This window comes from Micromonospora sp. IBHARD004 (genome assembly GCF_052814115.1).
Genome location: NZ_CP199934.1, coordinates 2,829,299 through 2,852,760, shown reverse-complemented (window position 1 = coordinate 2,852,760; position 23,462 = coordinate 2,829,299). Strand labels below are relative to the sequence as shown.

The 23,462-nt window shown below is 69.2% G+C and carries 23 protein-coding genes; 15 read left to right on the top strand and 8 right to left on the bottom strand.

The window, feature by feature from the left end; genetic code table 11:
• Window positions 1-8 precede the first annotated feature (8 nt).
• The gene (locus tag ACTWO6_RS13835) at window positions 9-1,337 is read left to right on the top strand and encodes a TolB family protein (RefSeq protein ID WP_446220017.1); all 1,329 of its coding nucleotides are present in this window, start codon (window positions 9-11) and stop codon (window positions 1,335-1,337) included.
• A 427-nt stretch (window positions 1,338-1,764) separates the two neighbouring features.
• The gene (locus ACTWO6_RS13830; RefSeq protein WP_446220655.1) at window positions 1,765-2,454 is read left to right on the top strand and encodes an IS6 family transposase; all 690 of its coding nucleotides are present in this window, start codon (window positions 1,765-1,767) and stop codon (window positions 2,452-2,454) included.
• A 118-nt stretch (window positions 2,455-2,572) separates the two neighbouring features.
• Here ACTWO6_RS13830 and ACTWO6_RS13825 read toward each other — a convergent pair whose 3' ends face one another.
• From ACTWO6_RS13825 to ACTWO6_RS13815, 3 genes are read right to left on the bottom strand one after another with little or no spacing between them, the layout of a single operon-like run.
• The gene (locus ACTWO6_RS13825) at window positions 2,573-3,223 is read right to left on the bottom strand and encodes a response regulator transcription factor (protein WP_446220016.1); all 651 of its coding nucleotides are present in this window, start codon (window positions 3,221-3,223) and stop codon (window positions 2,573-2,575) included.
• A complete protein-coding gene (locus ACTWO6_RS13820) occupies window positions 3,223-4,701 on the bottom strand; it encodes a sensor histidine kinase (RefSeq protein WP_446220015.1) in 1,479 nt (492 codons plus the stop codon). Before ACTWO6_RS13820 ends, ACTWO6_RS13825 begins: the two co-directional genes overlap by 1 nt.
• Window positions 4,702-4,719: 18 nt before the next feature.
• Window positions 4,720-6,135 (bottom strand): TRAP transporter substrate-binding protein, encoded by a 1,416-nt coding sequence (locus tag ACTWO6_RS13815; RefSeq protein ID WP_446220014.1) that lies wholly within the window; start codon window positions 6,133-6,135, stop codon window positions 4,720-4,722.
• Between the two features lie 110 nt (window positions 6,136-6,245).
• Between ACTWO6_RS13815 and ACTWO6_RS13810 the strand changes: the two genes are divergently transcribed.
• The 7 genes from ACTWO6_RS13810 (at window position 6,246) to ACTWO6_RS13780 (ending at window position 12,915) form a co-directional block, all read left to right on the top strand.
• A complete protein-coding gene (locus tag ACTWO6_RS13810; RefSeq protein WP_446220013.1) occupies window positions 6,246-7,919 on the top strand; it encodes a histidine kinase in 1,674 nt (557 codons plus the stop codon).
• 91 nt (window positions 7,920-8,010) lie between these two features.
• Window positions 8,011-8,961 (top strand): TolB family protein, encoded by a 951-nt coding sequence (locus ACTWO6_RS13805; RefSeq protein WP_446220012.1) that lies wholly within the window; start codon window positions 8,011-8,013, stop codon window positions 8,959-8,961.
• A gap of 276 nt (window positions 8,962-9,237) precedes the next feature.
• Entirely contained in the window at window positions 9,238-9,933 is a 696-nt protein-coding gene (locus ACTWO6_RS13800; RefSeq protein ID WP_446220011.1) for a peptidoglycan-binding protein, read from the top strand.
• 247 nt (window positions 9,934-10,180) lie between these two features.
• A complete protein-coding gene (locus ACTWO6_RS13795; protein ID WP_446220010.1) occupies window positions 10,181-10,453 on the top strand; it encodes a hypothetical protein in 273 nt (90 codons plus the stop codon).
• A 51-nt stretch (window positions 10,454-10,504) separates the two neighbouring features.
• The gene (locus tag ACTWO6_RS13790; RefSeq protein WP_446220009.1) at window positions 10,505-11,569 is read left to right on the top strand and encodes an integrase core domain-containing protein; all 1,065 of its coding nucleotides are present in this window, start codon (window positions 10,505-10,507) and stop codon (window positions 11,567-11,569) included.
• A gap of 271 nt (window positions 11,570-11,840) precedes the next feature.
• Window positions 11,841-12,104, top strand: a complete 264-nt coding sequence (locus ACTWO6_RS13785) for an integrase core domain-containing protein (RefSeq protein ID WP_446220008.1) — start codon at window positions 11,841-11,843, stop codon at window positions 12,102-12,104.
• Window positions 12,105-12,474: 370 nt separating this feature from the next.
• Window positions 12,475-12,915 (top strand): hypothetical protein, encoded by a 441-nt coding sequence (locus tag ACTWO6_RS13780; RefSeq protein WP_446220006.1) that lies wholly within the window; start codon window positions 12,475-12,477, stop codon window positions 12,913-12,915.
• Between the two features lie 67 nt (window positions 12,916-12,982).
• Here ACTWO6_RS13780 and ACTWO6_RS13775 read toward each other — a convergent pair whose 3' ends face one another.
• Window positions 12,983-13,225 (bottom strand): GNAT family N-acetyltransferase, encoded by a 243-nt coding sequence (locus ACTWO6_RS13775; RefSeq protein ID WP_446220005.1) that lies wholly within the window; start codon window positions 13,223-13,225, stop codon window positions 12,983-12,985.
• Between the two features lie 142 nt (window positions 13,226-13,367).
• Between ACTWO6_RS13775 and ACTWO6_RS13770 the strand changes: the two genes are divergently transcribed.
• Window positions 13,368-13,841 (top strand): hypothetical protein, encoded by a 474-nt coding sequence (locus tag ACTWO6_RS13770; protein ID WP_446220004.1) that lies wholly within the window; start codon window positions 13,368-13,370, stop codon window positions 13,839-13,841.
• 964 nt (window positions 13,842-14,805) lie between these two features.
• On the opposite strand, the gene ACTWO6_RS13765 is transcribed toward ACTWO6_RS13770, so the two are convergent.
• The gene (locus ACTWO6_RS13765; RefSeq protein ID WP_446220654.1) at window positions 14,806-15,381 is read right to left on the bottom strand and encodes an ATP-dependent DNA ligase; all 576 of its coding nucleotides are present in this window, start codon (window positions 15,379-15,381) and stop codon (window positions 14,806-14,808) included.
• 224 nt (window positions 15,382-15,605) lie between these two features.
• Between ACTWO6_RS13765 and ACTWO6_RS13760 the strand changes: the two genes are divergently transcribed.
• Both ACTWO6_RS13760 and ACTWO6_RS13755 read left to right on the top strand, forming a co-directional pair.
• The gene (locus tag ACTWO6_RS13760) at window positions 15,606-15,776 is read left to right on the top strand and encodes a hypothetical protein (protein ID WP_446220003.1); all 171 of its coding nucleotides are present in this window, start codon (window positions 15,606-15,608) and stop codon (window positions 15,774-15,776) included.
• A gap of 100 nt (window positions 15,777-15,876) precedes the next feature.
• Entirely contained in the window at window positions 15,877-16,530 is a 654-nt protein-coding gene (locus ACTWO6_RS13755; protein ID WP_446220002.1) for a GNAT family N-acetyltransferase, read from the top strand.
• 289 nt (window positions 16,531-16,819) lie between these two features.
• Here ACTWO6_RS13755 and ACTWO6_RS13750 read toward each other — a convergent pair whose 3' ends face one another.
• The 3 genes from ACTWO6_RS13750 to ACTWO6_RS13740 all read right to left on the bottom strand — a co-directional run bounded on the left by ACTWO6_RS13750 (window position 16,820) and on the right by ACTWO6_RS13740 (window position 20,602).
• Window positions 16,820-17,518, bottom strand: coding sequence for an integrase core domain-containing protein (locus ACTWO6_RS13750; protein WP_446220001.1), 699 nt, complete (start codon window positions 17,516-17,518; stop codon window positions 16,820-16,822).
• A 418-nt stretch (window positions 17,519-17,936) separates the two neighbouring features.
• On the bottom strand, window positions 17,937-19,058 hold the full coding sequence (locus ACTWO6_RS13745; protein ID WP_446220000.1) for a CBS domain-containing protein: 1,122 nt from the start codon (window positions 19,056-19,058) through the stop codon (window positions 17,937-17,939).
• Window positions 19,004-20,602, bottom strand: a complete 1,599-nt coding sequence (locus tag ACTWO6_RS13740) for a TOTE conflict system archaeo-eukaryotic primase domain-containing protein (protein ID WP_446219999.1) — start codon at window positions 20,600-20,602, stop codon at window positions 19,004-19,006. Before ACTWO6_RS13740 ends, ACTWO6_RS13745 begins: the two co-directional genes overlap by 55 nt.
• On the opposite strand from ACTWO6_RS13740, the gene ACTWO6_RS13735 reads away from it, so the two are divergent.
• From ACTWO6_RS13735 to ACTWO6_RS13725, 3 genes are read left to right on the top strand one after another with little or no spacing between them, the layout of a single operon-like run.
• Complete coding sequence (locus tag ACTWO6_RS13735; RefSeq protein ID WP_446219998.1) at window positions 20,492-20,803, top strand: hypothetical protein; 312 nt, start codon at window positions 20,492-20,494, stop codon at window positions 20,801-20,803. The genes ACTWO6_RS13740 and ACTWO6_RS13735 overlap by 111 nt on opposite strands.
• Window positions 20,804-20,808: 5 nt before the next feature.
• Window positions 20,809-21,957: a hypothetical protein gene (locus ACTWO6_RS13730; protein ID WP_446219997.1), complete on the top strand. Its 1,149-nt coding sequence runs from the start codon at window positions 20,809-20,811 to the stop codon at window positions 21,955-21,957.
• Window positions 21,950-23,257 (top strand): hypothetical protein, encoded by a 1,308-nt coding sequence (locus ACTWO6_RS13725; protein WP_446219996.1) that lies wholly within the window; start codon window positions 21,950-21,952, stop codon window positions 23,255-23,257. The genes ACTWO6_RS13730 and ACTWO6_RS13725 overlap by 8 nt, the downstream gene beginning before the upstream one ends.
• The last annotated feature ends 205 nt before the right edge of the window (window positions 23,258-23,462 follow it).

Below are 23,462 nucleotides of genomic sequence, written 5' to 3'. Positions count from 1 at the left end.
GAGCCGACATGAGGAATCTACGCATCGGGCTCACCATCCTGACGACCACCACAGTGACGTTCGTGGGAATCCACGCCGTCCCCGCGGCCGCCACGGCGCCCACCACCACCCGGATCAGCGTCTCCAGCAGCGGGGCGCAGGGCAACGACCACAGCGGAGGCCGCGGGATCAGCCCCGACGGGCGCTGGGTGGCCTTCGCCTCGGAGGCCACCAACCTGGTCCCCGGCGACACCAACGGCCGCTCGGACATCTTCGTCCGTGACCGGGCCACCGGCACCACAGAACGGGTCAGCGTCGCGACCGGCGGCGCCCAGACGGCCGGCGCCCAATACACCGTCAACAGCAGCGACCCGGTCATCAGCGCCGACGGCCGCTACGTCGCCTTCGTCTCGGACGCCGCCAACCTCGTGCCGGGCGACACCAACTTCTCCGACGACGTCTTCCTCCGCGACCGCGTCGCCGGAACCACCACCCGGATCAGCGTCTCCACCGCCGGCGCCGAGGGCGACTACCCCAGCTACGAACCGACGATCAGCGGCGACGGGCGCTACGTCGCGTACACCTCGTGGGCGACGAACCTGGTACCGGGCGACGAGAACTGGTACTCGGACATCCTGCTGTGGGACCGTGTCGCCGCGACCACGACCCGGATCAGCGTCTCCACCACGGGCGGCGACACCTATGGGGAGAGCCGCCAGCCGGCCATCACCCCCGATGGACGCTACGTCGCGTTCACCTCGAGGGCGCCCAACATGACGACGCCACCCACCAACAACTATGACGAGATCTTCGTCCGTGACCTCGCCACCGCCACCACCAGCGCAATGAGCTACGCCACCAACGGCGCCGAAGCGAACAGCGACAGCTACGCCCCCGCGATCAGCGCCAACGGCCGGTACGTCTCCTACTACTCCTACGCCACCAACCTGGTGGCCGGCGACACCAACGGCCGCTACGACATCTTCCTCCGAGACCGGGTCGCCGCCACCACGACGAGAATCAGTGTCGCGACCGGCGGCGCCCAAGCGAACATGGACAGCTATAACTCAGCGATCAGCGCGGACGGCCGCTACGTCGTCTTCGACTCGGGAGCAACGAACCTGGTAGCCGGCGACACCAACGGGTACCTGTGGGACGTCTACCTCCGGGATCGCGTGACCGGCACCACCACCCGGATCAGCGTCTCCACCGCCGGAACCCAGGGCAACAGCCAGACCGGCGGCCCGACGATCAGCGCCAACGGCCGACTCATCTTCTTCAACGGGGTCGCGACCAACCTGGTGCCCAACGACACCAACAGCGCGAACGACGTCTTCCTCCGGGACCTCGGAACCTGACGACACGACCACGGCGCCCCCCTGCGGTACCAGCGACGGTGCGCCGCCCACACGGCGGCGCACCCGTCGCCCGGACCAGTGGGTCTGTTCGCCAGCCCGTGGCTCGGCCCCCTTGCGGTCGGCCGCGTTGCTGACATCCCTGCTGTACCTACTCCCACGCTGCCAGGCACCGGCAGGGCAAGCTGGCAGCCTGCTCCCGCAGGTCATGGTGGTCGCTGAGGTTGTCCGCGGTCCGCTGGGTTTGGCCCGATGGCATCCGCCACCCTAGGTGCCGTCCCGTAGACCTTGCGACGCGCAAGCTCGTCGTTTTCCAAATCTTGTCCACCACGCGTCAACTACGACATGACTCGCGAGGGCTCTGCGTTGAGCGTTGGCAAGGCCAAGGCAAGCTTGACTGGTGAAGCTGTCGACCCGTCCGCGACCGTGGCTGCCACCGAAGTCGGCGTTCGCCGGTTTCCGTTTCCCGTCCGAGGTGATCGTCGTCGCGGTCCGCTGGCATCTACGGTTCAACCTCTCCTACCGCGATGTTGAAGAGTTGCTGGTTGAACGCGGAGTCGAGGTCGACCACGTCACGGTCTACCGGTGGGTGCAACGGTTCACTCCACTGCTGGCCGACGCCGCCCGATTCTGCCGGCACTCCCCAGGTGACCGGTGGTTCGTCGACGAAACCTACGTCAAGATCAACGGTGTGTGGCGTTACGTGCACCGAGCGGTCGACCAGGACGGGCAGGTCATCGACGCGCTGGTCTCGGCTCGCCGCGACGCCGACGCGGCACGCCGGTTCTTCCGCCGGGCGCTGTCGACGTTGAAGGTGACACCGAGCGAGGTCGTCACCGACGCCGCGCCGGTCTACCCCAGAGTGCTCGACGAGCTGATCCCGCAGGCGTGGCACCACGTCGAACGGTACGCGAACAATCCAATCGAGGCCGACCACAGCCAGCTCAAGCACCGGTTAAGACCGATGCGCGGACTACGAACCGACAGGACAACGCAGGTGATCATCGCTGGACACGCCTTCATGCAGAACCTACGACGCGGCCACTACGAACTCGCCGTCGATGCCCCGCCGGCAACGCGAGTGTCGACGGCGTTTGCGGAGCTCGCCCAGGCGATCTGACCTCGGCCCCCCCACCCGGGTACAACGCGTTCATCGATCCGGCAACGCAACAGGACCCTCAGGCCTATGTCGCTCAGGCCTCGGAGTTCCGACTCCGTCCCTATGAAGTCTTGGGATGTCAATTGGTCGATCGCAGATAGGTGAGCACGGCCAGCACGCGGCGGTGATCCTCACCGGACTCGGCAAGGCCAAGCTTGTTGAAGATCTGTCGCACGTGCGTCTCCATCGTGCGCATGCTCATGCTCAGACGATCCGCGATGGCCCGGTTGGACCTGCCCTCGGCGAGGAGGACAAGTACCTGGCGCTCTCGCGGGCTGAGGAAGTCCAGCGGGCTCGGGGGGCGTCGCTTGGACATAAGGCCCGACACGATGGCGGGGTCGATGACGCACTCGCCGAGGCTCAGCCTGTTGAGGGCATCGCGGAGCGTGTCGATGTCGCTGACCCGGTCTTTGAGCAAGTAGCCGACCCGACCTGGCGCCTCGGCGACCAGCCGGCGGGCGTAGTCCGACTCCAGGTGCTGGGAGAGCACCAGGACGCTCACCTTGGGGTGCTCGGACCGGATGCGCTGGGCCGCGCGCAGCCCTTCGTCGGTGTGGGTGGGGGGCATCTTGATGTCCACCACTGCGGCGTCGGGGGCGGTAAGAGCGACCTCCCGGAGCAGCCCTGCGGCGTCCTCGGCCGTCCCCGCGACCTCGACGCCGGCCTCGGCGAGCAGGCGCGCGAGGCCCTCCCGAATGAGCATGGAGTCATCGGCGATGACGACCCGCATCATTCCTCCTTCCGGGCCAGCGGGAGGCTCACGACAAGCTGCGTGCCGCCGCCTGGCGGGGAGACCACCGTCAGGGTGCCGTCGAGCGCCTCAACCCGATCTGCGAGGCCGCGCAGCCCGGCGCTGCGGCGGTCCGCCCCGCCGACCCCATCGTCACCGATGTGGGCGACCACCTTGCGCGCGTCGGCGGTGATCTCGATCGACGCGGCCGTCGCCCCGGCGTGCTTGGCGATATTGGCGAGCCCCTCCGAGCAACAGAAGTAGACCGCGGCCTCGACCGCCGGCGGCAGCCGCCGGACGTCGGCGGTGACGGTTACGGGAACGGCCGACCGCTGGGCAAGTTCCCGCAGCGCGGCGGACAGCCCGCCGGCAGCCAAGGAGGGCGGCCGGACCCCTCGTGCGAAGGCGTCCATTTCGGCGCGGGCAGCATGCAGCTCGATCAGGAGCCGATCGCGCTCGCCGTTGAGCGGGCCACACTCGCGCAGGATGCCGGCGGCGAGGTCGAGCTGCTCGTACGGCCCTGCCACCAGGGCCGCCTCCAGGCGCCGGCACTGGGCGTCCCCGATCTCCACCAGGCGGCGACGGGATGCGCGCAGCTCGGTCACGGCTGCATCGATCTCCGCGTTCAGGCGGTTGTTGGAGAGGGCGAGCCGAACGACGGACGCCACCCCGGCGATCAGCTCGGGGTCGCCCAGAAGCACGGGGTCGTGCGCGACGACGGCCAGCGGCTCGTCCCCCTCGTCGACGCGGGTGGCCGCCCGGTTGTCGCCGGTGAGGTCGAGCACGGTCCCATCCTCGGCGACGTAGCTGCCTCGGTTGGCACGCCAGAAGCCGATCTCGACGGCTGGGTCTCCCATGGCGCGGCGCAGCTGGGCACGCAGCCCGGTCGGCAGGCCTCGTCCGACGTTGGTGACCAACTCGGCGAGCGCAGCGTCGGTCCACCCGCCTCCGAGCAGGTCCACCAGCAACACCACGACCACGAGGGCGACCACCGTGTCGTAGGCCAGCAGGACAGGCAGGTCGAGCCGCCAAGCGAACAACTGGTTGACGCCGCCCAGCAGGAGCACGAGAGCGAACGCGCATGCCGCCAGGAGTGCAGGGCGAGCTGCCACGCGGGCGGGCCCGCTGGTCCGTCCGAAGACCTGGAACGCGGTGACCACCACCAGGGCGGCCAGGATCACCTGCAGGCACGGCGAGCGGGCGAACGCCTCGGTGACCGCGGCGAGGTACGCCGCCGCGACCGCGACCCACGACAACGGACCCCGCAGGCGGCCGGTCGGGTAGACCAGGTGTAAGTGGGTTAGCGGCCCACGATGGAGGAACACGAGGCTTGGAGTCAGGTAGCCGGCGAACCACGCCAGCCCTGCGAGCACCATGAGCAGACCCACGCGGCTCCCGGGACGCGTCCGCCAGGCGACCGCACCGGCACCCAGGACCACGGCTCCGACGAGCAGATCCAACGCGGACACGACGGACACGGGTCGCTCACCCCGCCCTCACTGCCTGATCCATGGGTCGGATCCTCCGTAGGCAGACTCGTCCGGCTGGCAGTCGGTGCAGTCGGGCCAGATGAAGTCGGTGAACGTCAGCTTGTCGCCGTCTAGGTGATAGGAGGCGATGAAGTCCACGGGGCCGTTGTTCTCGGCGTGGATACGGCCCTGGAACAACGTATACGTGTGACTCTGACTCACCCCCTCCGCGTCGATCTTGGTCAGCACGCCACGCCTGAAGGTCAGGGTCGACGTGCCGGGCGGATACCACGAGCGGTAGTAGGGCGCTCGCTTGAGGTCTTCCTTGGTCCGGGTGCGGACGTAGGTCCCGTCCGGGATGCCTGACTCGGTGGAGGCGGGGGTTGGAGTATCGGGGCACGTCGCCACGTCCGGGGCAGCGGCGGTTTTGATCTTGAGGGTGGTGATCTGGTCGAGCCACTCCGCGCTTTGGGGATCCTGCCTGAGCTGGTCGAACACGGGCGCAACGGCCTCCCGGAGATCTTGTAGATCTTCAGCGCTGGCGAAACTGACCTCCACCGATGAGTTGCACAGGATCGACATCCCGACCCGGTCGTCCTGCTGGCTCGCCTTGATCGCCGCAGCGTGCACGTCACTGGCGGCCTCGCGCAGGATCTTGCGTTGCTCCTCGTCGAGCGAGCCCTCGGCTACTTTGCCCATGAGGATCAGGCTGGGTTGGATGCCTAGGCTGACGTTGCCGGCGAGGTGGCGCAGGAAGCTCTGGTAGCTGTTCCCGGCGACGGCTCCGGGAGGTGCCGTGTAGCCGTCGTACGCCCGGATGTCGGAGCTGCTCGCCATGAAATGCGGAGTTGCTCCGAGGCTCTTCATCGTGGCCTCGTTCATTGCGGAGTCCTGCGTGGCGAGGATCTGGCCGCGGAAGTCGTCCGGACCGGCGAAGGCATGCTCCTTGCCGGTCACCCGGTAGAGCGATGATGGCAGGACAGCGATGCCGACCACGTCGATTGCGGTGACGCCGGCCAGCATGTCGTCCACGATCCCGCTGTCGAACACCGCGGACTCCAGCGCGTAGCTGTCGACCAGGAACGGCGCCACCAATGCCTGGAAGCCGAGGTAGCCCTCCCGGTCCAGGACCCGCGCCCGCACGCCGCCCAGGGCGACCTTCCCTTCGCGGAGGTCGGCGAGGACTCCCTGCTCCTGCTGGGGTTCCCCTTGCCGCCAGGCGTTCTTGAACTCGATCTCGAGCGCGCCGTCCGAGAGTCGCTTCACGTCGTCGGCCCACTCGGTCTCCGCCGCGCTAGGCCCTCCGATGTTCACCACGGCATAGGTCAGCACCCGCACCCGCTCCCCAGCGTCACCTCCGGCGCGATCCGGCGCGGCACTGCAGCCAGAAGCCAGCAAGGCGGACGAGAGCGCCGTGGCGATGGCGGCGTACGAGTGCTTCATGGCGTCTCCTTTCGGCTCCCTGGAGGCTACGAAGGGTCGGCGGATCCGCCATCGGTGCAGGCACTGAGTCAAGGGTGACGCCTAACCGGCTCGGCTGGAATAATCCGACCATGCCGGTCCGGCTGACGGTTGGCGGAGCCGGGCTCCTGCTCGGCGGTCTCTCTCTGTGGCTGGCGGCGAACAGCGAGGGGTACTCGTTCGCCGCGGACGCACCGTGGGCGTTGATCCTGTACCTGACCGCCGGTTGGCTGACGATCGCGGCAGGTGTCCTGCACTGGGGTCGACCGCCGGCTCTGCTCCTGGTCCTGATCGCGATCGCCTGGTTCGTGGCCGAGTGGCACTCGCCGCTGGCCGGATCCGCGCTCACGTTCACCACGGCGCTCTGCCTCGGCAACGCCGGCCCCGCTGTAGTCGGGCACCTGACCCTGGTCGACATGGGTCGATCGCGGTGGAACGTGCCGCTCGCCGCCGTCGGGTACGTCGCGACGATCGCGCTCCTCGGTGTGCTGCCCACGGTGTTCTTCGACCCGGCCAGCCAGGGGTGTCCGACGTGCCCCGACAACCTTGTCGTGCTGGCGGACGACGCCGGGGCGCTTCAGCGGACGGCGCAGTGGGGGATGCGGATCGGCCTGGCGTGGGCGGTCGTCGTCATCGGGGTGGTCACCGCACGCCTCGTGCGCGCGACACCGGTCCGGCGACGGCGGGCGGCACCCCTCGTTGCCGGAGGGGGCGCCTACCTGGTGGCCTCCGCGTGGACCTTCCTGATCAACTTCGATCGCGGCCACCTCGGACACACCGCACTCGAGCGCCGGCTCTGGTCCGCCCAGGGAATCGCCCTGATCGTGCTGGCGGCCACCTTCGTGGCCGAGCTCGTACGCGCCCGGCGCACCCACGCCGACCTCTCCCGGCTTGTCGTCGACGTTGCCGCGGGCTCCCAGCCCGGTCGGCTTCGCGACGCCGTCGCCGAACGCGTCGGCGATCCCGGCCTGGAGATCGCCTACCCCCTGGACGTCGGCGGGTACGTCGATGCGGCCGGGCATCCGCTGATCGTTCCCGCCGACGGCCGCTGGACCACCCGACTCGCGATCGGCGACCACGAACTTGCCGTCCTGGTGCACAGGCCCGGTCTTCTGGACGACCCGGTCCTCGTCGCCGAGCTGATCGGCGCCGGGCACCTCGGCTTGGAGAGCGCGGGCCTGCGCGCCCGGACCCTGGCGGTCCTGGAGGACGTGCGTGCCTCCCGGTTGCGCCTCATCGAGGCCGGCGACACGCAGCGTGTGCGTCTGGAGCGGGACCTCCACGACGGCGCCCAACAGCGACTGGTCGGGCTGTCGTTCGCGTTGAGCGTCCTGCGCAGCCGAACTGGGGAGGACGGCGGGCTGTATGCCGCGGCGCAGGCAGTGCAGGCGGCCCTGGACCAGCTCCGTGCCCTCGCCCGTGGAATATCGCCCGTCGTCCTCCGCGAGGAGGGGCTCGCTGCGGCACTGACCTCGCTCGCTGAGACCGCACCGCTGCGCCTGCTCGCCCTGCCCGAGGGCCGGTTCCCGGACCTGGCCGAGACGACGGCGTACCTCCTCGTCGCCCGGGCCGCCGCTGCAGGTCCCACCGACGCGGCCGTGACCATGTACGACGACGACCTGCTCCTCGACCTGGTCTCGCCCGGCGCGACGGAGGCGCTTGACGACGTGCCCGACCGGATCAGCTCACTCGGCGGTCGGCTGACCGTGGAGCCGCGAGCCGACGGGACCAACCGGCTCGCCGCCCGAATCCCCGTCACTCAGTGACTGCACGGATGTCGGCATCCGCCCCCCGTCCGAGCCTGTGAGGCAGGTGGTCGACCGGCCGCCGGACGGACCAGGCAACGGAGAGACAGCCATGGGACGACAGACGATGCGGAGCCTCGCGGCGGCGGCGACCCTGCTCGCTGGGCTGCTACTCGGCGGCACCACGCCAGCCGTAGCGAGCGCACCCGTCAACGGGCAACTCGCGTTCGACCGGGGCGAGAACGCCGTCTTCATCAGCAACCCGGATGGCACGGCCGAGCGCAGGCTGAGCCCGGACGGGGTGGAGGGATGCTGCGCCACCTGGTCTCCGGACGGCACGATGCTGGCGCAGCTCGCCCTCACCGAGGACGGCCAGTGCTGCACCGGCCTCTACAACGCCGACGGCACCGGCTTCCACGTGCTGGCCCGGCCCAGCCCGGCGATCCTCCCCGGCTGCACTACCTGGTCACCCGACCAGACGCACCTGGCCTGCGAAGTGGGGGACGAGACAGATCCGGACTTCGCCTCGGGCGTATTCACGATCCGACTGGACGGCAGCCACCTGACCAGGCTCACCACCAACCCGTACCCGGGCGGCACCGACCTCAAGTGCGACTACTCCCCCGACGGGTCACAGATCGCCTTCTACCGCGACGACCCGACCCGCAAGAACGGCAACTCGGCCCTGTTCGTGGCCGACAGCGACGGGACCAACGTCAAGCGCATCACCCCATGGGGCAAGCTACGCAACTGCGCGAGCTGGTCACCCGACGGCAAATGGCTGCTGTTCAACAACTTCCACGGCCAGATCTGGAAGGTGCATCCCGACGGCTCCAACCTACAGCAGATCAAGCTAGACACGGGCGAGAGCTGGTACTTCGCCTTCGAGCCCGACTGGTCCCCCGACGGCAACCGATTCGCCTTCAGCATGTGGAACCCCGCCCTCGGCCAGGACGACATCTATACATCAGCAGCGGACGGCACCGACATCGTCCAAGTCACCAACACGCCAGAGCACGAAGGCAACGTGAGCTGGGGGTCGAACCCCGTCCAGCAGCCGTAACGGCCTGGCGCTGGTCCACGATGGGCTGACCTATGGGCTCAGCGGGCAGTCCTGCTCTATGCGTTCGAAGCGGAACCCCGACACGGCGACAGCCCCAAACAAGACACGAGCCGGCACCGCAATCAGGAGAACAATGCCCGGCGGGCATTGCGCGCCCTTCAGTCGGGTGATTCGATGCACCTTCCACTGCGCCGCCTATCAGCGACTCTGCTTCGGCTCAGTCACAGAGATAGAAGCACAATTAGGGAATTCCAACTATGGTGTCTGGAGGTAGCCGTGATCAACGTCGCCGACTTCGTCGGCCTGCTGCTCAAGCAGCGCGGCGACGAATATCGATTCGGACACGAAGTGTCCCTCAAGGATCCCGATCCGGACCTGTTCGACTGCGCCGAGCTGGTGCAATGGGGCTGCGCCGGACTGCAGATCCAGCCAACCATGCCGGACGGGTCGTGGCTGCAGGCCAGACACTGCCGCTCCCACAACACCATGACCCCCGTTGCGCGCGCCGTGGACACGCAGGGCGCGTTGCTGTTCAAATTCCTAGGCAACCCTTTCCAAGGACCCCGCCCAGCGACCGTCCACGTCGCGGTGAGCCTGGGCAACGGCAGCACCATCGAAGCCAGAGGCCGCAGGTGGGGGGTGGGACAGTTCTCAGCCCAGGGCCGTGGATGGACGCACGCCGCATTGATCCCGGGCCTCCGCTACGAGAGACGCACGGTGGCCCCGGCCGAGCCGCGTCCCGCCTGGCCAGGCCGGTACCTCACCCAACCACCCACGATGGCCGGTGACGACGTCACAGCATGGCAGCAGCAGATGAAACGGCGGGGCTGGAGGATCGGGGTCGACGGCAGGTACGGCGACGACTCGGAAAAGGTCTGCCGCCAGTTCCAAACCGACAAACGACTCACCGTCGACGGAATCGTCGGACCCGAAACCTGGCGGGCGACCTGGACCGCACCGATCACCCCCTAGAAGCGGCTCAACCCGACTGATCTACGTACATCACAGACCAAGCGGGCAGAAGCGACACTTCCACTTGGGACCACGCTGTGCGTGCAGCCTGTGCGAACGCGAGCGCAACCACCTCAGCCCACCCTGCGGCCCGTCGAAGGACCTTGTCCACCCGGCGGTGCGCCTCAAGGCGCCTGTGCCATCGCTTCATTAACGAGATGAATGAGCCTTCGCCGCCTCGGCGGTGCTCATGAACAGGGTGTCCACTATGGAAGAAGCTGACAACAAAGTGCAGAATACACGCACGTGGACGGGCCTGCTAGCCGTACTGTTCGGCGACGCCGCCATTTGCCTGGTAGTGATCTTGGGTGTCAGTGCCGCCAATATAAGTGGCGAGACCAGCGCTGCCATTTTGACAAGCGCGTTCACGGCGGTCGCGACCATGACGACTGCCTACTTCGGTATCAGAGGCATGGCCAACACGGCCCAAAGAAGTATTTCCGAAGCCTGTGGGGCTCGAATATCCGGTTCGGCCGTCTGAAGTGTGGTTCTGTGCGATCTCGAGCCCGGCGCAACCGTCATGCTCGTGGCCATGAGCGCGCCGTTGCTGTACCTGCTGCTTCGCCAGGTCCTGCAGATGCTGACCCTGATCGCCTGCGACGATGGGGCCAAAGATGTGGAGATCCTGGTGCTCCGCCATCAGGTGGCGGTGCTGCGCCGACAGGTGACCCGCCCCGACCTGCAACCGGCCGACCGGGTGGTGCTGGCGGTGCTGTCGCGGCTGCTTCCCAGCCCGCGCTGGTCGGTGTTCTTCGTCACCCCGGCCACGCTACTGCGGTGGCATCGCGAACTGGTCGCCCGACGATGGACGTACCCGCATGCCCGGCCGGGCCGGCCCCCGGTCGACAAGCAGGTCCGCGACCTGGTGCTACGACTCGCAACGGAGAACCCGTCGTGGGGGCACCGTCGCATCCAGGGCGAAATGATCGGCCTGGGCTACCCGGTCGCGGCCAGCACGGTGTGGAAGATCCTCAACCAGGCCGGGGTCGACCCAGCACCCCGGCGGTCCGGACCCACCTGGCAACAGTTCCTGACCGCCCAGGCCCACACGATCCTGGCCTGTGACTTCTTCACGGTCGACACCCTGTTACTCAAGCGGGTCTACGTGCTGTTCTTCGTCGAGATCGCCACCCGCCAAGTCCACGTGGTTGGGGTGACCGCCCATCCGACCGGCGCCTGGGTGGCCCAGCAAGCACGGAATCTACTGATGGACCTCGACCAACGCGCGGCGCGGCTGCGGTACCTGCTGCGCGACCGCGACAAGAAGTTCACGAACACCTTCGACGCCGTGTTCACCGCCGAAGGCATCGACGTGATCAAGACCCCACCGCAGGCACCCCAGGCGAACGCCTTCGCCGAACGATGGGTTCGCACCGTACGCCGGGAGTGCACCGACCGGATACTCATCGTCGGCGAGCGCCACCTCACGGCCGTCCGCGCCGAGTACACGGCCCACTACAACAGCCACCGCCCACATCGATCGCTCGGCCAGCAGCCGCCCAACCCGCCGACAGGAGTCACTGACTTGACCGCCGCCAGGGTCCGACGACGCCCGATCCTCGGCGGGTTGATCAACGAGTATTCGCAGGCAGCATAGCCGAACCGGCTTTACGAGCCCCACAGCCTCTACGCGCTGGCGTTCCTCGAACACCGCACCCGACGCCTTCACATCGCCGGCGTCACCGCCCACCCCACCCGGGAGTGGGCGGCACAACAGGCCCGGAACCTGGCCGCCGACCTCGGCACGCGCATGGAGTCCCTGCGCTTCCTGCTGGCGCGACCGCGACGGCAAGTACGGCCAGCCCTTCGACGCCGTCTTCGAGGCCGAGGAGACGGAGATCCTCAAGTGTGCACCACAGGCCCCTCGCATGAACGCCCACTGCGAGCGGGTCATCGGCAGCATCCGGCGCGAGGCCCCGGACCATGTGCACATCATGAACGACGCCCACGCCCGGCACGCCCTGACCACCTACAAGCGGCACTACAACCAGCACCGCCCCCACCGGGCCCGCAACCAACTCCCGCCAGCCGCTGACCAACAGCCCATCGCCGTACACGAACTCGAAAGCCGCCGACTCCTGCGTACCCGCATCCTCGGCGGCGTCATCAACGAGTACCGCTATGCCGCTTGACCTGCAGCGACGACTTTCCGAGCCTCACAGGTTCGACACCGGGAACGGCGGGCGGTGGAGGTTCCGGGCATGGCGGGCGCCTACGCTGCCTGGTCAAGCCCGGCCTGTCGGAATTCCGACCGTGGCCTATCGAGTCTAGGTCCACAATGCAGAGATAGATCTCCTGGCCGAGTCAGCAGGCGACCGGCCGGTAGGTCCACGACAAGCTAACGGCGGTGCGTGGAGAAGGGCAGAACTGCGCCGGTCCCGCGGAATGTTGGCTGGGGCGGCACGACGACATGAGGGTTGGCCGATCTGCGGCCCCTCTGGCCATCCGACGGACGCGCCTTAGCTTGGCCAGGTGTCCATATCGGAATCACGGAGGGGAACCATGCGACCAACCAAGATCGCCAGGGTAATGACAGCCCTGTTTGCAATGACAATGACATTCACGCTGGGCTTGGCGGCTCCTGCGTCCGCAGCCTACCCACAAACCTCGTTTTACAATTGTGGTCCAATGGGCTGCGATTACTCAGGCACCGAAGGCCGATTCACCTGGTACAACCGGACGGCCTCAATCTATGGATGGATGTGGAACTGCGACATTCCCGGCGGCGCCGCGGTAGCGTTCGAAGCCTTCGCGGGCTCGACCAAGGTGGATTCCAAGCAGGTGTATGGCGACGAAATCGGCTGCCAGGGGCTGATCGAATACAATCTCGGGATCGGAGACACCAATCGTCCCGGCGGTATCAACAGGATCAAGGTAACTGTCTGCACAGACGAGGGCTGGACTTGGTGTGCTCCTCCAAGGAACTACTCTAGGCCATTCTAGCAAGCGAACGCCCCCCGCCCGCCCTGCGCGCGAACCAGGGCGGGCGGGGGGCGTTCCTGTCCGCGGGTCAGATCCTCAGGCTCGGCTCGCACGCCTTCGCCTCGCGCCACAGGCCGAGCACGCGCGGCCGCTCGGCGCCGGTGTCCAGTGCCTTGTGGTGCATCTCGTAGCCGCGCCGCTCCATCGGGCGCATCAGCAGCTCGCTGGCCGCCGCCGTGTAGACCGGCACGCCGAGCGCATCGAGGTGGTCGTGCAGGTGGTGCAGCAGCGCGGTGGCCACGCCGTGGCGGCGGTAGTCGGGCCGGACCACCAGGTGCGTCAGGTAGTAGTGCGGGCGGCGGGGCAGACGGCCGGCGCGCCAGTTCGGCGTACCGGGCGGCGTACGGCTCGGCCGCGGCGACCAGGTCCCGCTCGTACTCGGCGAGCAGCCCGAGCGGCGGCAGGGCGAGCGGGTGCCGGCCGGCCAGGAACCCGGCGACCACGTTGCCGTCGAGCGCCACGTGCACGTCCTCGACGTGCAGCAGGTGCTTCGCGTGCGCGTCGGCCAGGCGCTCGGCCAGGTCGTAGATGTCGTCGAGCTTCGCGCCGGCGGCCATCCACCGCACCGCGGCGTCACCGGTCATCGCCTCTTCGAGCAGGCCCCCGATCTGCGCGGCGACGCCGAGGTGCAGCAGATCCAAGGCCGGGTGCACGGGCAGGTCCAGGTGGCCCTTGGCGGGCGGGCCGGAGCGCAGCCACCCGAGGAACCGACGGTGCAACTCCTCGGGGGTGATGTCGGGCAGTTCCCGGGCGGCGTCGGCGAGGTGGCCGGCCAGGTAGATGCCGAGGTCGGCCGGCGGGGTGGTGGTGAGCAGCGGCTCCCTGGCCGGCTCGCACGGCCAGCTCAGGCCGCAGTCGCCGCACTCCCAGCCGGGCCGCGTGGGTAGGTTGCCCGTCGCTCACGCCGTCGCCCCACGGGTGTGCGTCCGGCGCCCGCCAGGACCCGCTCCGCGGACTGCCGGCGGTGGCAGGGGAAGCTGCGGTGCGCGCAGCTCGCGCACGCGCGGTGGTCGCGGTCGTCGGGGCGGTGCTGGTGGTAGGCGAGCTGGCGGCGAGGATCCGCGCCTCGAGACTGGGGTTGCTCGGCGCGTCCATGGCGCCCTCCCTGGGAAGTCGTGCTGCTGATGGAAGGGGGCGCGGCGCCGGCCGGCACGGGGGGACCGTCCGGTGCCGCGCCCGGGTCAGGTGGCCCCGGCCACCACCGGGAGGGCACCGTTGCCGCGGGCCCTCCCGGTGGCGTCGGGCGCGGCGGGCGCGCACTGCGCAGCCGCGGGTGGCGGCTGGTCGGGTCGCGCGGTGGGGCGCCGCCTCCGCCTGCGGGGCGCGTCACCGGGGGTTGTCCTGTGTGAGCAGGGCCTGATGGGCCCAGTTGGCGCGGTTGCACGGCCAGTCGTCGTGGCACTGGGCGCAGGTGGAGGGCCTCTCGGCCGCGCGACCGTTCACGCGCCGACCGCAGCGTCCCAGAACGGGTCAGCCTCCTCGCCGAGCAGCAGCGGCACGTCGTACACCGACAGGTCAGCCGCGGGCGGACGTACCAGACCCGATGGCGCCAGCTCCGGTGCTCGAAGGCGGTGTCCACTTCGATCTCCGCCACCACGCTCGGCTCCACCTGCACGTAGCGCAGCGGATCGGGTCGGTCGAGCTGTCCGGTCCAGCTCGCGGGCAGTGGCTGCGGCCAGGGGTGCGGGGCCACGATGCCCCGGCGCTGCTGCGGCCGGAGCGGGGACAGCAGCGGCGCGAGCTCCCGGCGCTGGACCATCGCCAGCGGGTGGGTGCGGCCGGTGTAGCGCAGGTGTCCCCGTCGATCGAACCGGCCAAGGAGCAGCGCGCTCGGGTTGCCGAGGCTGCCGGTCACCCCGCCGATGATCGCCTCGGTCGCCGCGCACCCGGAACTTCTGCCAGCCGCGCCGGCCCAGCTCGTAGCGGCTGTCCAGGCGCTTGACGACCACACCCTCGATCCCGGCCACCGTACTCGATCCCGGCCACCGTATAGGTGGTCAGCCACTCCCCGACCTCGTCCATGTCGGTGGTCTGCGGCGTGAGGGTCAGCTGCGCCGGCGCCCGGGCGAGCAGCTCCGCCAACCGGCCCCGCCGTTCGAACAGCGGCGCGTTGATCACGACATGGCCGCCGGCGTCGGCGAGCAGATCCCACATGACGTAATGCGCCGGATGTTCCCGCGCCATCATCAGCAGGCCCCGGCCGGCGGTGATCCGGCGCTGCAGCCAGGCAAAGCTGGTGCGACCCCGCTCCCACACGATCAGCTCCCCGTCGAGGATCACGCCCGGCGGGAAGGTGTAGTGGATGGCCCTGGTGATGGCCGGGAAGTAGGGAGTCAGGTTCCTGCCCGCGCGCGACTGCAGGTAGACGCCGGCCGCCTCGACGAAGGCGAGGGCGCGGAACCCGTCCCACTTGGGTTCGTACGCCAGGCGCGGCGCCCTGCGGCACGGCGTCCACCGGGGCGGAGAGCATCGGGGCGACCGGCCGACGCAGCACCGGCTCGGCCCGGCCGAGGCTCACCCCGGTCGGGCCGAGCCGCCCAGGCTGCGCACCCCGCTCATCCGGCCCCCTGCGGCGATCGTGCCGGACCGGCAGGGCGCCGCGCGCGCAGATGGACGAGGTCGCACGTCGCAACGGGAGCAGACTGGAGGGCATGTCCGAGCCGCCCGGCGTCGAGCCGCCGGCGACGGTGGTGTTCGAGATGGCCACGGCGCGCCGGGTCGGCGCGCAGCTGCGCTACGCCGGCGGCCCGCAGCTGGCCCAGGTCCGGGCGGCGGTGCGGATCCTCACCGCAGCGCGACTGGTGCCGCCACGGCGGACATGAGAAGGCCCCCCGGGGGTGCCGGCTCGCTACTCGGCGCAGAAGTGATCCCGGAGGCGGTAAACCCGGTGCGGGACGCGCCGTCCCCGCACCAGAATGCGTCGTGCTGATCGATCACTGGCCTCTGCTGGGGCTGCGCGTTCGGACCGACCGAATCGAGCTGCGCCTGCCCGGCGACGAGGAACTGTCCGAGCTGGCCGACCTCGCCGCGCGGGGGGTCCACGAGCCGGGTCAGCGGCCGTTCCTCATGGCCTGGACCGATCTGCCGCCCGCTGAGCGGGCCCGCCACGTGGTCACGCGTCACTGGCGCAATCTGGGCGCCTGGACTCCGCAGGACTGGGCGCTGGGACTGGCGGTCTTCGAGGACGGTCGCCCGGTGGGCGTGCAGGCCATGTGGTCCCGGGATTTCGCGATCACGCGGGAGGTGACGAGCGCATCCTGGCTGGGACTCGCCCACCAGGGGCGGGGCATCGGCCGCGAGATGCGGGCGGCCATGCTGCACCTGGCCTTCGCCGGCCTCGGCGCGGCGCACGCCACCACCGCCTCGTTCACCCACAACGCCGCGCCGCTGGCCATCTCCCGCAAGCTGGGCTATCGCCCGGACGGGATCACCCGCGACGTGCTGCACGGGCAGGTGATGGTCTCTCAGCGGATGCGGCTGACCCGGGAGGACTGGGAACGGACCGAGCGGCCGGCGGTCACCGTCGGCGGCCTCCAGGCGTGCCTGCCGCTGTTCGGCCTGGCCGAAGCGGAGTGAGCCCGGCGGGCCCAACCGTGGTCGAGACCGCCGGGCTCATCAGGCACAGAGGCGACGTGCGTCAGATGGTGTTGCGCGGGTCGGTCGGGTAGGAGCCCGCGCGCGGCTCCGGGACGCGATCCTGCCGGGGGCTTTCGTCGTCTGTCAGGCAGTGCGGTCGACGCTCAGCTCGACAACCGTCTTATCGCAAAGCGTGCAGCGCAGGGGCACTGGTCGTCCACCTCTACGCGGCCGACCAGGATCGTCGGGTGCTCGGCGTGCCTGTACCGTTCGTAAGCCTTGGTTCGAGCTACGCTGCCTGCGAGTACTCGTTGATCATCCCGTGAAGGATTTTCCGGCGGCGTAACCTGATCTCGGTCAGGTCGGCCACCGGTGGCAGGGACGAGTCAACGCCGGAGGGCGTTGAGCCCGGCCCTGGTGCGGCCGATGCTCGTTGTAGGTTGTAGATCAGCATCCGGTCCAGGCACTCCCGGCGTACGGTGCGTACCCAGCGTTCAGCGTGCGCGTTGGCTCTCGGCGCTCCAGGCGGGGTACGCAGGACTTCGATCCCTTCGGCGGTGAACACCTCGTCGAACACGCCGGTGTACTTGGTGTCCCGGTCGCGGATCAGGAACCTGAACCGGCTCACTCGCTCCCCCATGTCCATCAACAGATTGCGGGCCTGCTGGGCCACCCACGCCCCGGTCGGGTTCGCGGTCGCGCCGAGGAGGTGGACCCGCCGGGTGCCGATCTCCGTCAGGAACAGCACGTAGACCCGGGCCAGGCCGATGGTGTCGACGTGCAGGAAGTCGCAGGCCAGGATCCCTTCGGCCTGGCCCGACAGGAACTGGGCCCAGGTCGGCCCGCTGCGGCGCGGTGCCGGATCCAGCCCGGCCTGTGTGAGGATCTTCCACACCGTGCTGGCCGCGATCCGGTAGCCGAAGCCGATCAGGTCGCCCTGAATCCTCCGGCAGCCCCAGGTCGGATTCTCCTCAGCCAGCCGCAGCACCTGTGGGGTTCCATAATCCCGTCACCCTCGTTGACCTGGCCGGACGTGGTGCACGGCGGCGCGCCTCGGGCATGATCGAGCTTCGTGCGAACGCGAGGCCCGGCTGACCGCGTTCCGCTGGCTGCACCGCTACAACACCGTCCGACGCCACTCCCGCCTCGGACACCAATCCCCGATCACCTACGAGAAGAACACCCAACCGGCGCCGGCTACGCTGGCCCCGGCCGCATAAACCCCGTGTCCAAGATCAGGGGGCAAGCCCCCAGCCCGTTGGCCAACTAACCTGCAAAATGGCCAACTAAGTCTGGGAGTCACACCTCGGCCGGCACGTGGCCAGTCTCCCATCAAACCCGGGGCTTGACACTACCGCCGCGCAAGATGCGCTCGCCGGGGTGAGGCAGCGGGCTGGTCAAGTGCCTCAGAGCTGGGGGTCAACGGTCTTCAGCATCGACAGCACGGTGCTGATCTCGGCGAAGGCGCCGTCGCGGTCGTCGTCAGTGTCGTGGAAGTGCATGGTCGTGTTACGAATCTGGCGAACCCTGTCGAGGCGGTCGGTGAAGCTGTCGCGGGAGAACATCCAGCCGGTCGCCGTCCACACCTCTGGGCGCTTCAACAGGTCGATGTAATCGGAAAAGTTCATTCCCTTGGTTGTCAGCTTCTGGATCCTCGCCTCGTCGCCTGGCAGTGCGTAGGCGCCGGTTTCGTCCTTGATCCGCCGTAGCGCAACGGCTATCGCACGGCGAAGCCGACGTTCGACCTCTTCCAGCATTGCGTACGGACGCACTTCGGCCGCAAACCGATGTGCGAGGTCGTGGCGGGTGATGATCCCGGATAGCTTCCCGTTCGGCGCAAGGACCACGACGCAGCCGTGATCGGCGACCACGTCAAGGCAGTCGACCAGAGAGTCGTTGGTGCGAACCGACCTAACCAACTGGATCGTCGCCTCTGCTACCAGCGCCTTGGTCGGTCGCGCGGTCGCGGCGATCTCACGCCATGAGATAGTGCCGCATACGTGATCGTCTGCGCCCATGACGGGCAGTTGGTCGAAGTCATTGGCCGCCATGAGGTCGATCGCGCGTGAGATCTGGTCGGACAGCTTGATGGTCGTCACCGGCCGTCGAGCCGACGGAATTCGGCCCACGGTCAGCATCAGCGGCATCGACGCGGTCGCCGCCGCCTCCTGATCGGACTCCTGCGGTGTCTCGACCGACTCAGGGCCCAGGTCGTCGGGCTCGACGGGCTCCAAGTCAAGATCCGCCGTGGCATCGCCCTTGGCGTAGCGGTGAGGCTCGGGTGCCTCGCCGATAGGCAGCACGGTGATCTCACTGTCGATGCTCACCTCGGTGAACGGGGGCATGGTCGAAAGACCGAACTCGGCCAGTCCGGCCCGAATGGTCTCGATCGCCTTCCGCGAGCGGCTTACCATGCCCCACAGCCCGATGAAGTCCCGCACGGTCAGGGTGACCGGGCTGTCGGGGTCGGCGGCTACCCGCTCAGCGAGCTCCTCGGGGCCCTCCAGCGCCCGCACGTCCGCCGGCACGGCCGGCCGCGCTCGGCGATCACGGCGCAGGCCATGACGGTCTTGCCGGAACCGGGTGGGGCGACGAGCACCCCGTCGTCGTGGGCGAGGAGTGCGCCGACTGCGGTGCTCTGCTTGGTGGTGAGTTCGGCGGTGAACGGGGCGTCGATTTCGCGGCCCGGGTTTCGCCCGTCGGTGACGGCCAGCCTCGATCCGGCGTGTTCGACGATCGCGGCGATCGTGTGGCGCAGGCCGCGCGGCAGTACCAGACGATCGTCGAGGGTGAGGTCGTAGCCGCGGATGAATCGTGGGGTGTCCCAGGTGGACTTGCGTAGTCGTTGCAGTTCGTAGAATTTCGGGTTGGCCATGGCGGCGGCGTGCTTGAACGCCGCCAACGCGGCCGGGGTGAGCTGCGCCACGTCAAGGCTCAGCCCGGCACCGGCTTCCGCGTGCACCACCGATGGCAGCGCGGGATGCACCCGGGTCGCGGCGGACCGGCTCATCGAGGCGACGTCGGCACCGGTGGTGGCACGCTTCGCCTGCCGGGCGATGCGTTCCGCGTCGCTGGGGCTGAGCCGGTCCAGCGTCGACAGGAACGCCCACTGGTCCTCGTACGGCTCGAGCGTGCCGAGATCGAGGAACGTCGTCAGCCCGTCCCTGCGGCGTCGGCCCTGCAACGGCGCGGCGATGAGGTTGCCGAAGCCGCCCTCGGGAAGGACGTCCTGGTTGGGAAACAGCCGATCGTACGACCGCAGGTCCATCGACCCGCGCAGCACCATCGCCTCGTGCAGTAGGGCGGTTCCGACGGCCCGCGCCGTCGTCGCCGGGACCACACCGGCGAAGAAGATCCACACGTGGGCGCCGCGACCGGACTGGGAGATCTCCAATGCCGCCGGCACAGCGCTGGCTCGCGCCGCCTTGACGTAGGCCAGGGCATCGAGCATCGCCGTCGGGCCGTCGAAGTCGGCCACGACGAAGTGGCATGTGTTGCCGGGCAGCAGCGGGTACAGCCCCATGAACACGTCGCCGACAAGATGAGCGGCGACGACTTCAAGCGTACGGGGCAGGTATGCGGCGCCGCGCCGGTCCATGCCTCGACGCCAGCCGCCGGCAACGGCGGGCATCCACCCGGCAGCGCCGGTGCGGGTGTTCTCCCAGCGCACCGCGTACACGTCGACGCGGGCCCGGAACCGGTCGGCGAACAGCGCCAGCTTGTCCGCCACCGGTGAAGCCATCGTGACCAAACCCGGCGCAGCGACCGGCGCGGACAGCTGCTCCGGCGCCGGAGCCGTGTCCTGACCGCGCAGTTCCAGCAGCCGTGACAGCCGGGCGTTCTCCGCCCGTAACCGCTTCACCTCCCGGCGAAGACCCTCGAACTCGTCTACCGAACCCACCCAACCATCCTCGGGTATCGGGCTTCGAACACCCCGGGACGGGTCCGCTATCCTGCGCCGATGGCATCGAAGCGGAATGCGGCGCTCGAGGCGATGATCGAAGAGGCCACCGTCGACGCGTTCGGCGACGACGAACAGCTCACCGGCCTGTTCACCATGCTCGAAGAGCATCTGGCGGTGCCGTTTACCACCACCGTCCTCGGCATGGAGGTAATCGTGCAGGAGGTCGACCTCACCGTCGACAGCATCGTCGCGGTCTGTGGCCGGGGCCGGCACCGGCAGAAGATCGACCTGCTCGACCTGCCGCTGCCCACACCTGGACCGGACGGCGCCGACTGGATCGACGCCTACCGGCACTGGGCGGGGCGGTAGCCACGGTGAGCGAGTATCAGTACTACGAGTTCACCGCCGTCGACCGGCCCCTCACGACTCGAGAGCAGGCCGAACTGCGGTCGCTGTCCACCCGGGCCGACATCACCGCCACCAGCTTCGTCAACACCTACCAGTGGGGCGACTTCAAGGGTGACCCGCGCAAGCTGATGGAGCGGTACTTCGACGCGCACCTGTACCTGGCGAACTGGGGCACCCGCCAGCTCATGCTGCGGCTGCCGACGCGCGCGCTCGATCCGGCCACCGTCGTCCGCTACTGCGTCGGTGACAGTGCCTCCGCGTGGACCGCCGGTAAGCACCTCATCGTCCAACTCCACCGGGAGGACGAGGACGGCACCGATGAGTGGGACCTTGACGGGCACGGTCTGCTCGCCTCGATCATCCCGGTGCGGGCCGGCCTCGCCGCCGGCGACAGGCGCCTGCTGTACCTGGGCTGGCTGCGCTGTGCGCAGTCGCTGGAACTCGCCGACGAGGAGCCCGAGCCGCCGGTCCCGGCCGGGCTGGGCACGCTCGACGCCTCGCTCACCGCGGTCGCCGAGTTCCTGTGCATCGACCCTGATCTGCTCGCGGCCGCGGCGGCCGCTTCGGCGCAGGCCGCCGTCGAGCCGACCGCCACGCAACTGCGCTCGTGGGTCACCAGACTCCCGGTCCGGGAGAAGGACGCCATCCTCGCCGACCTGATCACCGGCGGCGACAGTCACCTGCGCGGCCAGCTGTTGCGCCGGTACCGCGACGCGCAGCCCACGACGGCGTCCACCACGACGGCCCCACGCACCGCTGGGGAGCTGCTCGCCGCCGCCGCGGATCTCTGCGCCGAACGGGAACGCCAGGTCGCCGAGCAGCGTGAGCGGGACCGGATCCGCCAGGAACGGTCCGCGGCGGCCGCCCGGCAACGGCACCTCGACGCCCTCGCCGTCGATCAGCCCGCCGCGTGGCAGCGGGTCAACGAACTCATCGCCACGAAGAAACCCCGCGAGTACGACACGGGCGTTCAACTCCTCGTCGACCTGCGCGACCTCAGCGAACGCGACGGCAACACCACACTCTTCCAGCAACGGCTGGCCGAGCTTCGGGCGGTGCACGCACGTAAGCCCAGCCTGCTGGAACGCCTCGATCTGGCAGGACTCGATGCCTGACACCCTCCGGTCGACCACCGCACAGGCCGAGGCCAACCTTCACGCCGTCCTGCACCTCGTGGCAGCCGGTCGCTTACGGTGCAGCGAAACGACCCGTCGACCCGCCGCCGCGACCGTCGCCGCCGTCGCCGAGGTGCTCGACGGCGGGGACTTCTACCCCGCCGAGCCGATCGCGGCGTTCGCGTGGCCGCTGCTGCTGCAGGCCGGCGGACTGGCCGAACTCGCCGGCGGCCGACTCCAGCTCACCGATCGCGGACGCGCCGCACTCGGTAAACCAGCCGCCGCGATGATCCGGCAGCTCTGGCGGTCCTGGGTCACCACCACCGTGCTCGACGAGTTCAACCGGATCGACCGGATCAAGGGCCAGCGGGCCGCGAACGTCCTCACGTCGGTCAAGACCCGCCGCAAGGCCGTCGCCACCGCCCTCGCGGGCTGCCCACGCGGCGAATGGATCGCCATCGACGACTTGTTCGCCACCATGCGCCGCAACCGGGAGACCTCCCCGACCGTCGCCCGCAGCGAACGCGCACTGTGGAAGCTGTACCTCGTCGACCCCCAGTACGGCAGCCTCGGCTACAGCGGATTCGCGGACTGGCCGATCCTCGAAGGCCGGTACACCCTCGCCGTACTGTTCGAGTACGCCGCGACCCTCGGCCTCATCGACATCGAGTACACCGACCCGGTCGGCGCCCGCACCGACTACCACGACAACTGGGGCGCCGACGACCTCGACTACCTCAGCCGCTACGACGGCCTGCGCGCCATCCGACTCAACCCGCTCGGCGCCTACGCACTCGGGCTGACCGGCAGCTACCAGCCACCCGCCAGCGCCACGGAGCCGGAACGGACCCTGAAGGTCCTGCCAACCCTGGACATCGTCGCCGTCGGCGACCCCACCGCCGCCGACCGGCTCGTCCTCGACGCCCACGCCGAACACACCAGCGACCGAGTCTGGACCGTACGCGCCGACACGCTGCTCGCCGCAGCCGAAACCGGACGGCCGCTCGGCCAGTTCGTCACCTTCCTGGCGGATCGTACAACGCACGACCTGCCAGCAGCGCTCGCCGTCCTCGTCGACGACGTGACCACCCGGGCGACGAGGATCAGCGACCGCGGCCTCGTCCGCCTCGTCGAATGCGCCGATACGCCCCTCGCGACCCTCGTCGCCCGCGACCCGAAACTGCGCACCCTGTGCACCCTCGTCGGCGACCGCCACCTCACCGTCCCCGTCGAACACGAAACACAGTTCCGCCGCGCACTACGCGCCCTCGGATACACCACCACCCCGCCAGGAGGATGAACCAGACCGCGACAGCTCAACAACCACTTCCTCGCAGGGCAGACCGCGTCGGCTCGGGACCCGAGCATGTCGAGCCCGTCCTCGCCGCGACCATCCCCGCGCTGCTGCGGGTTGCCCGCACTGGCGGTCCTCGGCCTGCTCGCCGCTCTGGGCACCCCTGCTGCTGGTTCAGCTGCCCCGGGAACGCCGCCGGGAGGTTCGCGAG